Source organism: Brassicibacter thermophilus, assembly GCF_055378355.1.
On sequence record NZ_AP042446.1, the window covers coordinates 2,244,363 to 2,256,447 of the forward strand.

The 12,085-nt window shown below is 30.0% G+C and carries 10 protein-coding genes; 4 read left to right on the top strand and 6 right to left on the bottom strand.

The features are described 5' to 3' along the window. Positions 1-4 precede the first annotated feature (4 nt). From ACZ41D_RS10810 to ACZ41D_RS10830, 5 genes are all read right to left on the bottom strand, one after another. On the bottom strand, positions 5-3,133 hold the full coding sequence (locus ACZ41D_RS10810; protein WP_464151418.1) for a type I restriction endonuclease subunit R: 3,129 nt from the start codon (positions 3,131-3,133) through the stop codon (positions 5-7). Between the two features lie 23 nt (positions 3,134-3,156). Further along, on the bottom strand, positions 3,157-4,425 hold the full coding sequence (locus ACZ41D_RS10815; RefSeq protein ID WP_464151419.1) for a restriction endonuclease subunit S: 1,269 nt from the start codon (positions 4,423-4,425) through the stop codon (positions 3,157-3,159). Between the two features lie 31 nt (positions 4,426-4,456). Beyond that, the gene (locus ACZ41D_RS10820) at positions 4,457-5,974 is read right to left on the bottom strand and encodes a type I restriction-modification system subunit M (RefSeq protein WP_464151420.1); all 1,518 of its coding nucleotides are present in this window, start codon (positions 5,972-5,974) and stop codon (positions 4,457-4,459) included. Positions 5,975-6,203: 229 nt separating this feature from the next. Continuing rightward, positions 6,204-6,473 (bottom strand): DUF6809 family protein, encoded by a 270-nt coding sequence (locus ACZ41D_RS10825; protein ID WP_464151421.1) that lies wholly within the window; start codon positions 6,471-6,473, stop codon positions 6,204-6,206. Between the two features lie 116 nt (positions 6,474-6,589). Further along, a complete protein-coding gene (locus ACZ41D_RS10830; protein WP_464151422.1) occupies positions 6,590-6,766 on the bottom strand; it encodes a helix-turn-helix domain-containing protein in 177 nt (58 codons plus the stop codon). A 324-nt stretch (positions 6,767-7,090) separates the two neighbouring features. Here ACZ41D_RS10830 and ACZ41D_RS10835 point away from each other — a divergent pair, with 324 nt between their 5' ends. The 4 genes from ACZ41D_RS10835 to ACZ41D_RS10850 are packed head-to-tail and all read left to right on the top strand — an operon-like array spanning position 7,091 to position 11,344. Then, positions 7,091-8,131: an ABC transporter ATP-binding protein gene (locus ACZ41D_RS10835; protein WP_464151423.1), complete on the top strand. Its 1,041-nt coding sequence runs from the start codon at positions 7,091-7,093 to the stop codon at positions 8,129-8,131. 21 nt (positions 8,132-8,152) lie between these two features. After that, positions 8,153-9,064, top strand: a complete 912-nt coding sequence (locus ACZ41D_RS10840) for a carbohydrate ABC transporter permease (RefSeq protein WP_464151424.1) — start codon at positions 8,153-8,155, stop codon at positions 9,062-9,064. Positions 9,065-9,084: 20 nt separating this feature from the next. Continuing rightward, positions 9,085-9,909, top strand: a complete 825-nt coding sequence (locus ACZ41D_RS10845) for a carbohydrate ABC transporter permease (RefSeq protein ID WP_464151425.1) — start codon at positions 9,085-9,087, stop codon at positions 9,907-9,909. 58 nt (positions 9,910-9,967) lie between these two features. Further along, positions 9,968-11,344, top strand: coding sequence for an ABC transporter substrate-binding protein (locus tag ACZ41D_RS10850; protein WP_464151426.1), 1,377 nt, complete (start codon positions 9,968-9,970; stop codon positions 11,342-11,344). Between the two features lie 59 nt (positions 11,345-11,403). On the opposite strand, the gene ACZ41D_RS10855 is transcribed toward ACZ41D_RS10850, so the two are convergent. Continuing rightward, positions 11,404-11,949: a CD3072 family TudS-related putative desulfidase gene (locus tag ACZ41D_RS10855; protein WP_464153140.1), complete on the bottom strand. Its 546-nt coding sequence runs from the start codon at positions 11,947-11,949 to the stop codon at positions 11,404-11,406. Positions 11,950-12,085 lie beyond the last annotated feature (136 nt).

Genomic DNA, 12,085 nt, shown 5'->3' on the forward strand with positions numbered 1-12,085 from the left:
ATCCTTAATCTATTACCGCATAATGTTTTTTAGCGAGGCTTAAAAGTGGCTTTACTAACTTTTTTCTAATTTCTAATTTTATCTTTTTAAAGTATTTTGTTGTAAGCATTAGATATATAGCTCTCTCTATATCTGAAGTCTTTGCCTGATTTGTTGTCCAATCTATCATATAATTTTTCTTAACTATTTCACATACATCTTTAGCAATACTTTTTGATAATTCAATTATCTCATTTGAAATATAATCTTCTCCTTCTTCTTTCACTACAAAATCATTTTCACTGTTTTCATTAAGATGCTTTTTAACCATTTCAAAAAAAGCATATTCTTCCTTTGTTAGACCTAATGCTTCTGCTTCCTTTACTTCACCCTTATTAATATCATTTTCAATAAATTGCTTTAACTTTTTCTTTCTTTCTATCCAGTTATTTTTTGTTTCATCAAGTATCTTTTGAAGTTTTTCAAGTAGAGATGTATAATAAACTGGATTATCGTCCATTTTAATGTGTATTACATGCTTTATTGCATGCTCCATGCTTGATGCTACTGCTTCATCAGAATTTAACTTATTTATTTTATTATTAAAATCTGGGTCAAATAGTGTAATAGGTTCTATCCACTGCTCTACACCTTTAGATTTTAAATGTTCTGATATAATTTTTCTAACTTTTCCCCCACAACCTGCAATATCCAGCTTGTTCTGCGGTTCAAATCTAGCCTTTGCTGCTGCTCTTATATATGTTAGCCATTTTAAATCATTTATAATACTTGTTGAAACCCGCAAAGGTAATAATTGCTCCATTGTGCTTGCAAATCTTTTATATGCTAGTTCAAATTCAGCCCTTTTATCTTCAGGTTCAATTTTTCTAATCAAACTATCTAAATCTTCTTTATCCACGCCTTTAAACATATTCATAACTGCTTCTCTGTAGGAAAGCAGCTGATTATATACTGCGTCTAGAGATTCCATTGGCTGCCCTAGTTCTTCCTTATCGAATATTGCTAATGCTTCTTCTAAGTGATTAGATATTCCATAGTAATCTATTACATAACCACATTTTTTACCGTCTCCATATGTTCTATTTACCCTTGCAATTGCTTGAAGTAGATTGTGTTCTTTCAGTGGTCTATCAAGATACATTACTTGTTCTATAGGTGCATCAAAACCTGTTAATAACATATCTTTTACTATAAGAAAACAAAGTTTATCTTTTTCTATTGGCTGTAAAAACCTTTTTATTATTTTATCCTGTTCTGATTTTGTAGTATGATGCTTTTTTAAATATGGTTCATCATTAGGGCTGCCCGAAAAGATAATCTTTACTTCTAATTTTTCCCCCATGATTTCTTCCATATATTTAGTCAATGCATTATAGTATTTTACACATGCATCCCTTGATATACATACTACTTGTGCTTTAAAACCATTAGGATAAATTTGTTCTTTATAATGAGTAAGAATGTCCTTTGCTATATCATCTATCCTTTCATCAGCTTCCACTATTGCTCTTTTATTAGCATATTTTTGTTTTATCGCTTCCTTTTCTTCTTCACTTTTATCTTCAAATTCTACATCGAATAATTCTTCTAATGTATCTGCTTTAATTTGAAGTTCTGGTTTTCTACCTTCATATATAATCTTAACAGTTGCACCATCTTCTACTGCTTGTTTTATACTATATTTATCTATATATTTTCCAAAAGTTCTAACTGTAGATTTATCCTTTTTATCAATAGGCGTTCCTGTAAAACCTATAAAAGCAGCATTAGGAAGAGCATTCCTCATATTCTTAGCCATTCCTTTATATTGACTTCTATGCGCTTCATCAGCAAGGACAATGACATTTGATTTTGTAGTTAAAACTGGAAAGTCTTTTTCAAAATATAAAGCCTTTTTTTGTTTTGTATCTTTTAATACTTCTTTGTCTCTCTTTTCCCCTTGAAATTTATGGATAGTAGTCATTATTATTTGTGGCTGTGCAAGAGTTAGCAGCTCTTTCAATGAAGCCACACTGTCTGCTCTTATAGGTGTTGTAATACTGGACAGCGTTCTTACAAATGTATTGTAAATCTGTTTATCCAAATCTATTCTATCGGTTACTACTACAATAGTAGCATCATAAAGCTCTTTAATCCTCCTTATTTTTCTTGCTAAAAATACCATAGTTAAGGATTTTCCTGAACCTTGGGTGTGCCATATAACTCCTCCACGGCTTATTGAATCTTTACCTTTTATGAGTTTTTTTAAAGCTTTGTTTACCGCTCTAAACTGCTGATATCTGCAAACCTTTTTTATCCCACCGTCATAAATTATAAAATTTCTCATTATATCTAAAAGGTTATTTTTCTCTAGCACGCCATGTAATAATATATTTTGACCATTGTCCTCTACCCCACCTATATCCTTAATTTTAAATGGATAAGGGTCTTTCCATTCTTGATAAAATTGATATGTGGAACTTATAGTCCCTATATAGCCATGATACTTATTTAAAATACCTGTAATAAAGTTTGTATAAAAGAGCCTTTCTGCCCCTTCTACTATATCTCCTCCCCTTAAATTCATGTATCTCTGAAGTTGATTAAAGGCTTCATACTTGCCCATATTTTCATTTTTACTTTTTTCAAGAAATGGAGATTTACACTCTAAAACTACTACAGGTATACCATTTATAAATATAACTATATCAGGTATTATATTTTCATTTGGTCCGTGTACTTTGAATTGTCTGGTAACTAGGAACTCATTATTATCAATATTATCCCAATCTATAAATCTTACTGTATGGTATTTTTTCTGTCCACTTCCATCTAAATCTTGGTCAAGTGAATAAGATAAATCTACTATTGCATTATAAATTTTTTCATTTATTTCATAAAGGTTTATCCCTAAATTTTCAGGTCTAGCAAGGTATCTTATTGCCTTATTTATATTGGTATTATTCATCCACGGATTTAATCTTTTAAGTGATTTTTCTAATCTTTTTTTTAAAATAACCTCTGTCATAGAATCCCTTTCATCATATTCCGGGGTCAAAAACTGTCCATGGACAAATTCATAGCCTAATTTTTCCCGTAGATATTCAATTGCTGGTAATTCAACTAAGGTTTCTTCATTTCCTAGATAAGACATGTTATCACCTTCTTTTGATATCTCTAGTTATACACTTTCACCCTTATTTTCCCAGTCAACAATTTTTGCATAAGTCCCTTTTTAAGAATTTGGAGTTTTTCTTTCTTTAGTTCGTACTGTTCTATTTTGTTGTCTACTTCAGAGAGAATAGAGGCTATTTTTTGTTGTTCGCTGAGGGGTGGAAGTGGGATTTTTAAAGGATTGACATGTTTATTATTAATTTGTGGTATAGCAGTGGTGTCAGCAAACTTTTTTAGTTCTAAGAAACTGATTTGATAAAATAAATACTCATTATTTAAACCTTTTTTACAAATTAGTCCCATAATATTAGTATCAAAATATCCTTCTTTTTCTAAAATTGCAACTTTATTAGTAAATATTGCAGCCCCTCTTTTAGGGAAAACAACCATTCCCTTTGGCATTAATGGATAAGAACATTTATTAAAATAAAACTTAGATTTATTTAGATATTTAGGTGTATAATTTAGGTCATCAACTTTATAAAATGGATATTTTCCTGTCACGTTTAACTCAAAATTTTTAGGTGAATACCCGCTCCTAATTTTTATATATTTTTCTAATCTTTTTACCTCCCACTCCTTTGGTATCTCTCCTATTTCTGTTTTTTTAAATTCTGTATGTCCAATACCTTTGGTTAGGAGTTTTTGCATAAGTCCTTTTTTAAGTTCTTTAGTTTTTTCTATTAATTTATCTATTTGTTCAATAAATTCATCTACTGTTGAAAGAATGGATGCTATTTTTTGCTGTTCGCTGAGGGGTGGGATAGGTATGTTTATTTTTAACAACTGAGATTTTGACAAATTAAATCTTGTAGAACCTTGTGCTAATTTTGAAATTATTTTTCTTATTTTACTTCCTCTAAATAAAAATCTTGCAAATTCAGGCAATAATGTACTAAAATCATTTAATCTAAATCCAAAACAAAAGCTATTTAAGTATAATTCATCCACTTCATCTAAAATAACAGAACTCATACCTACTTCCTCAGGTGTTTCAGATGATGTTGTAAAAAATATATCACCATATTTAACTTTATTCTGATTTTCATTTTCTTTAATAACAACATTTTCTAAATAATTAATATCTATTTTTGAATTATTAAATATATTTTTATATGGTATAAATAACTTTCCTCTACCAAAATCGTCTTTGTTTTTACCAGACAATCCATTATATGCTAACCCTAATTCTCCTAACCTCTTTACTTCCCAATCTTCTGGTATTACTCCTATTTCTGTCTTTTTATATCCTTCCTTTATTTCTTCTTTCATCTATTTCACCTCTCTTTATCCAACATCTATATTAAATTTCCTCAAACCCTAATTCCTTCAAGTATTCATTTAATTTCATTTCTGTTTCTTTAGATTTTTCTTTTAGTTCCTTTATTTCATTAATAACATTTGGTATATCCACTTCAGGTTCTGGTTCTGTTGTATCTACATACCTACTTATGTTTAAGTTATAATCATTTTCTTCTATTTCATCCAAACTAACAACTCTGGCATATTTATCTACATCTTTGAATTCATCAAAGGTCTTTGTTATTTTTTCTATGTCTTCTTTCCTGAGTCTATTTTTATTTCCATCCTTAATAAACCCTTTACTTGCATCTATAAACAATACTTTTTTCTTTCTCTCTGCTGGCTTACTTTTATTTATTATTAACAAAGCTGCAGGTATTCCTGTTCCATAAAATATATTTGCAGGAAGTCCTATTACTGCCTCGACTAAATCATCCTTTAATATTCCTTTCCTTATCTTCCCTTCTGCTCCACCTCTAAACAATACTCCGTGGGGTACTACTGTTCCCATTTTTCCTTTGTTATTTAAACTTGCTATCATATGGCAAACAAAGGCCAAATCTCCATAGCTTTTTGGTGGTATTCCATAAGGAAATCTATTATATGAGTCTGCTTGTGCTTCTTCATATCCCCAATTTTTTAACGAAAATGGAGGATTGGCAAGAACTATATCAAAAGTTTTTAACACTCCTCCTTCAACATGCATAGGATTTCTTATTGTATCACCTTTTTTAATATCTGCTCCCTTTGCTTCGTGGAAAAGCATATTCATTTTGCAAATTGCCCATGTAGAAAGGTTTATTTCTTGACCAAACAATGAGACATTTTTAGGGTTGCCACCATGTTTTTCTATGTAGTAAGTTGAATGTATAAGCATACCCCCACTTCCTACCGTTGGGTCGTATATTCTATCTCCTTCTTTAGGCTTTAGTATATTTACAAGAACTTTAACAACTTCTTCTGGAGTATAAAACTCTCCTCCCTTTTTACCGCCTTCATCTGCAAATTTCTTTATTAAATATTCGTAGGCATTACCAAGTACATCTTTATTTTCTAAGTTATCGTTTGAAAGATTTATACTATCAAATAATAATAATAGTTGGGATAATTTTTTATCTGGTACTCTTTCTTTATCGTTGTAGTTTGCTGTTGTAAGTACTCCTATAAGTTCAGAGTTTCTAGGTTCATCTTCTATGGCTTTAAATGCCTTATCCAGTTCTGGACCTATGTTAAAATTTAAATTTTTTAATTTATCCCATCTTGCCCGTTCAGGTACAAAGAAATTTTCATATATTGAAGGTTCTTCAAGTATCATATTTACTTCTTCTTCATCCATGCCTTGAGACAAAAATTCTTCCTTTTTACTTTGTCTTTCAACTTTAAATTGGTCATTCATCCTTTTTAAAAATAAAAGTCCAAATATGTAATCTTTATATTCCGCTGCACTTAATTCCCCTCTTAAGATATCAGCTGCAGACCATAAAGTCGATTCTAATTTTTGTACAGTCAATTTTTCCATATCATTTACCTCCTGGTATAGTACAAATACTTAAATATAATAAGTTTTTCTCAAATATAGTATAAATAATAAAATTTTAACATTATATAAATTATATCAGAAAACACTAATATATAAAAGTTTATGTGTTTTCTACTTGCTATAATTTCAAAATAATTAAAGAGAGAAAATAAGGAAATTCATCCAATTTTCTCCCTTTGCCTATACATTTATTAAAAAATACACTATATTAATCCTTAACTGCTATTAATATATTAGCACCATCTTTAAATCCACACTCATAACAATATTTTGCTTCAACTGATATCTTAGCACTAACGGCTTCGTCTAATTTAAACAATATTTCTTTCATATTTATTGGAATATATTTTTCAAGCTCCTTTAAAACCTTTTGAAATTCCTTATCTGCTTCTACATATTCTGGGTCATTGAAAAGTTCGCCATTACCATTATCAGTAGATCTATAGTAAAGTTCTCTAATAAGTGGGTTATTTAGCATAACTCTCCCTCCTTGAACTTTAGATTAGGAGTTGTTATAATGAACATGAGGATTGTTCATTACAATTCTCCTTGAATTAGGGAATTCGCAAACTTTGGTCGGGGAGCGAGTTCCCTTTATTTTTGCTTATTTCGTTGCATATCTAACCATCTGTTTACTTCTGACTTTTTGTAACGTAAACTTCTATCCTTGCCGTAGTATGGCATCCCTTGTTTACGCCAATTACTAGCTGTTGATTTACTGATTTTTAGCCACTCACAAAGCTCTTTAGTAGTAATAAATTCTTCTTCCATAACTCACCTCCTATGTTTATTATGTTCAATATGTGTAATTAGTACACTTTTATTATATGTTCAATAAGTTCATTTTGTCAAGCAGATATTTAAAATCTAAGCTTATTAGCTTTATTTTTAGCATAATAACTTTAAAATCGCCAAGTGTTTTATCATGTTTATTAATTATGCTCTCTAGTTAATCTCTTTTTTCTTTACCAATTAAACATAACATCTTCATCTATAACCTCACTTAATAAAATAGAAATATTCAATTTTAATTTTGATAACAAAAATGCTACCATATACCATGGAATAAATAAGGGCCAAGGACGGAGTACAAACATGAGAATAAAACTAAAAAACCTATCAAAAAAATTTGATGAAGTTGAAGCAGTTAAAAATCTCAATATAACTATTGAAGATAGAGAATTAGTTTGTATACTAGGTCCTAGTGGATGTGGAAAAAGCACCACTTTGTTTTTAATCGCAGGTCTCCTTAAACCATCTTCTGGAGATATTTATTTTGATGATAAAAGAGTTAATGAAATAGAGGCAGAAAATAGAGAAATAGGAATGGTATTTCAAAACTATGCTTTATATCCCCATATGACAGTTTTAAAAAATATTATGTTTCCATTAAAAATGAAAAAAATCCCCAAGAAAGAGGCAAAAAAGCAAGCTGAAGAAATTGCAAGTTTAATGCATATAGATAGCTTAATAGATCGCAAACCATCTCAGCTATCAGGAGGACAACAGCAAAGAGTGGCTATTGCAAGAGCATTAGTTAAAAAACCAAAAATACTGCTATTAGATGAGCCTTTATCAAATCTAGATGCAAGGTTGAGGATAGAGCTTAGAGATGAAATAAAACGTATACAAAAACAAGTAGGAATCACTACTATATTTGTAACTCACGATCAAGAAGAAGCTATGAGTATATCAGACAAAATCCTTTTAATGAAAGATGGAGAATGTCAGCAATTTGCTGCACCTAAAGAAATGTATATGAACCCTGCAAACGTATTTGTCGCTAGGTTTTTAGGAAATCCACCTATTAATTTATTTAAAGGAAAATATTTTCAAGACACTAACTCTATTAAAATAGATGATACCAATATAAAACTTAATTTAGATAAATACATAACTAAAATAAATAATAAGAATAAACAAGTAACAGTAGGAATTAGACCAGAAGACATTTTTATAACAGACAATGACTATTCTTTTGTAGGTAATATAGTAAGTTTACAGACTTTAGGAAAAGAAATATATGTAAAAGTAAAAGTAGGAAATTTAAATATTACGATGGTTACTCCTTGGGATTTTGATCTAAAAATCGGAGACAATATTGGTTTAGGTATTAAGAAGCTTCATATTTTCTAGTCATAGCAAAAGAGGTGGTATATGTTGAAAAAAGCAGCAGTAATAAAAAAGATAATTAAAAATAATGAGTTCAAAGCTTTTTTATATCTGCTCCCTGCTTTGCTAATCATAGCAGTGTTCCAAATATACCCTATTATAAAATCTCTTGCTATGAGTTTTTATACTGACTTTGACTATCTATCAGGAGAAGTTTATAAAAGAGGCTTAGACAACTTTCAATATGTACTAACAGATCCAGATTTTTATCTGGCTCTTAAAAATACATTTTTATTTGTGTTAGGAGCAGTTCCATTATCAATAATTGTATCATTAGGATTTGCACTGCTTCTTAATTCTAATATAAAGCTAAAAAAATTTTTTAGAAGTGTATACTTTATACCTTTTATTACATCTACTGTTGCTGTTTCAATAGTATGGCGATGGATGTTTAATAAAGAGTTTGGTTTGATAAACTCAATACTTATGGCATTAGGTATAAATAAAATAAATTGGTTAACTAACCCTAAGATGACTATACCAATGTTAATTTTACTAAGTGTATGGAAGGGAATGGGATATAAAATAATAATATTTCTAGCAGGGCTTCAAAATATAGATGAAAAATATTACTTAGCCGCTAAAATCGATGGAGCACCTGCATGGAAAAGATTTTTCTCTATAACTATACCACTTCTATCACCAACATTATTTTTTGTATCAATAACATCAGTAATAGGCTGCTTTAAATTGTTTGATGAGGTATTTATCCTATATAATAAGCAAACAGGCCCTTTAAAAAGTGGACTAACTATTGTTTACTATATATACAATAAATTTAATAGATATTGGCAATTTTCAATAGCATCAGCTGCAGCTTTTATATTATTTGTTATTATTTTAATATTTACTTTAATCCAACTTAAACTAGGTCAAAAAAAGACTAACTACCAATAGTTTAAAGGAAGTAGAAATCAATGAAAAAAAGATTATTATCTAAAATAATAATATACATAATTTTAATAATAGGTGCATTATTTATTCTTTTACCATTTGCATGGATGATCTCTACGTCTCTTAAACCTTCTAAAGAAGTGCTAATAATGCCTCCAAAATGGATACCTTCAAAGGTAGTTTGGGAAAATTATAAGATTGCTTTTGAAGCTGCTCCATTTAAAAGATATTTTCTAAATAGTATTTTTGTAGCTACTATGGTTACAATTGGGGAATTAATTACGACTATACTAGCAGCATTTGCATTTTCAAGGGTTAAGTTTCGAGGTAGAGAAATACTGTTTTCTATTTTAATAGCAACTATGATGGTGCCAAGTGAAGTTTTAATCATTCCGAATTTCGTTACATTAAGTAAATTGGGATGGATTGATTCATATAAAGCTTTAATTATTCCTTGGTGTGCAAGTATATATTCAATATTTTTACTGAGGCAATACTTTCTTGGAATACCTGAACAACTATATTATTCAGCAAAGATTGATGGTTGCTCTGATATGAAATTTTTATGGCTAATAATGGTTCCACTATCAAAGCCAGCTTTAATAACATTAGCTATACTCAAAATCATTAATAGCTGGAACTCATTTTTCTGGCCTTTAATAGTTACAAATTCAGATACCATGAGAACGCTGCCTGTTGCATTGTCTGCATTTTCTTCTGAAGCTGGAATAGACTACAATATTTTGATGGCAGCTGCTACAATGATCATAATTCCTGTATTTATAATTTATTTAATCCTTCAAAAATACATAGTTGCAGGAGTATCACGTGCAGGAATAAAAGGATAGTGGTCAAATGGGTTATATAAAATATATTTAAATGCATAAAAATATGGAGGGATAATTGATGAAAAAAATTTTAGTATTAGTATTATCTTTAGTACTTGTATTTGGACTTGTAGCATGTAATAGTTCAAACAACACAACAGGTAATGAAACAGACAATGAAGTTAACGAAAGTGAAAACCCAGAGGTAAATGAAGAAGAATCAACAATTGCTACCGAAATCACTAGCCCAGTAGAAATTGAATTTTGGCATGCAATGAGTGGAGCAAATGGAGAAGCTTTGCAAAAATTAACTGATGATTTTAACGCTGCTAATGAAAATATAACCGTAAAACTAGTAAACCAAGGTGGATACAGAGATTTGTTTGATAAATTAATGGGAGCAGCAAAAGCTAATCAGCTTCCTACAATAGCTCAAGTATATTCAAATAGATTGTCTTGGTACATCTCTAAAAACTTAGTGGAAGATTTAAAACCATATATGGAAAATGAAACTGTAGGATTGACAAAAGAAGAAATTGAAGATTTTCCACAATTATTTTTAGATGATGGAATATGGGATGGTAAACAATATGCTATGCCATTTAATAAAAGCCAAATGGTTCTTTATTATAATGTAGACATGTTTGAGGATGCAGGATTAGAAGTTCCTAAGACATGGGATGAATGGAAAGAAGCTGCTAAAAAGCTAACTGTTGATAAAGATAAAGATGGAGAACCAGAAATTTACGGATTAGTTTTAGCAAATAATCTTTCAACTGATATAGCTCCTTGGGTTAAACAAGCAGGCGGAGTAATAATCAGCGAAGAAGAAGATAAAATAAATTTTGATACTCCAGAAACAAAAGAAGCAGTAGAATTCTTAAATAGTATGATACAAGAAAAAATAGCTAGATTAGCTGGAGAAGATGGAAGTGCTAATATTCCATTCCAACAAGGAAGAGCAGCTATGTGTGTAGCTTCTACATCAGCTATTCCTTATATAGAAAAAGGTGCAATTGATGGCTTAAACTGGTTTGCAGCACCACTTCCAGGATATAAAACAAATGACCAATTATTCTATGGTACAAATGTTGCTGTATTTAATACTAATTCACCTGAAGAAAAACTAGCTGCATGGGAATATATAAAACATCTTACAATCCCTGAAAGTACTGCATATTTCTCACAAAACACAGGATATTTACCTGTTAGAAAATCTGTACGTGAATTAGATAGTTACAAAAAATACTTAGAAAAAAATCCAATTAAATCTATGTCCTTAGATTGTATGGAAATTGGCTTCCAAGGTGCGAGAAATATTGGTGAAATAAATGCTCTTGACGTATTAGGAGAAGAATTAGACTTGGTATTTAATAATAAAAAATCTATTGAAGACGCTCTAAAAGATGCTCAAGAAAGAGGAGAAAGAGCAATGCAAGAAGCTAGAAATAACTAATTTAAAACACGGCCGGCTAATCGGTCGTGTTTTTTGTCAGTTTTTATTATGCAATTTCCTTATTCGATAATTGTTTTAATTCTCTTCATAAAAACATCAATTTCATTTTTATTATAATCGATAAATGGAAAAGAAATATTGTTTTCACTAAGAATATTTTTTATCTCTTCTATGAAGACTCCACTTTCATCTGCTAGTGTTATAGTATTTATAGTATCTTGAAGATAAGGGTTACCCCCTAACTCTCCTCCCCATTTACCAGAACATGTCTTATATATTCCACAAGAAGGGCTACCTTCTATACCTATTAACCCAATTATTTCGTAACCATTTGCAATATATTCTTTAATTTGTTCTAGATATGGTTGAAATAGTTCTCTACATATTTCCCTATAATGAGGTGTATCAAATTGCTCTTTTACATGTCCCCAGCGTTTTAACCCGTAGCAAAACATCTCAGGACAAGGAAGCTGTATTATACCTATTTCATTATCTATGAGTAAATTAATAAATTCTTTAATATCTCCTGGCGGATTAATCTCAAATTTTTTTACTTTTGATTTTTCATTTATTACACAGTGGGATAATAAAATAACTTTTTTCACTTTATCCAATTTGCTCACTCCTTTTCCGAAATCAAACTACACTCACATACTTATTAAACTCTATTACTCATCATGAAGCAAGTCAAATTGCATTTTTAAATAAGGTAGTTGTAATTTATCAGTTTTTTTAATAGAA

Excerpts from the sequence above, each read along its gene's own strand:
- ACZ41D_RS10820 (WP_464151420.1), bottom strand. The coding sequence starts at position 5,974 with ATGGAAAAATTGACTGTACAAAAATTAGAATCGACTTTATGGTCTGCA.
- ACZ41D_RS10825 (WP_464151421.1), bottom strand. The coding sequence starts at position 6,473 with ATGCTAAATAACCCACTTATTAGAGAACTTTACTATAGATCTACTGAT.
- ACZ41D_RS10840 (WP_464151424.1), top strand. The coding sequence starts at position 8,153 with ATGTTGAAAAAAGCAGCAGTAATAAAAAAGATAATTAAAAATAATGAG.
- ACZ41D_RS10850 (WP_464151426.1), top strand. The coding sequence starts at position 9,968 with ATGAAAAAAATTTTAGTATTAGTATTATCTTTAGTACTTGTATTTGGA.
- ACZ41D_RS10810 (WP_464151418.1), bottom strand. The coding sequence starts at position 3,133 with ATGTCTTATCTAGGAAATGAAGAAACCTTAGTTGAATTACCAGCAATT.
- ACZ41D_RS10830 (WP_464151422.1), bottom strand. The coding sequence starts at position 6,766 with ATGGAAGAAGAATTTATTACTACTAAAGAGCTTTGTGAGTGGCTAAAA.
- ACZ41D_RS10835 (WP_464151423.1), top strand. The coding sequence starts at position 7,091 with ATGAGAATAAAACTAAAAAACCTATCAAAAAAATTTGATGAAGTTGAA.
- ACZ41D_RS10845 (WP_464151425.1), top strand. The coding sequence starts at position 9,085 with ATGAAAAAAAGATTATTATCTAAAATAATAATATACATAATTTTAATA.
- ACZ41D_RS10815 (WP_464151419.1), bottom strand. The coding sequence starts at position 4,425 with ATGAAAGAAGAAATAAAGGAAGGATATAAAAAGACAGAAATAGGAGTA.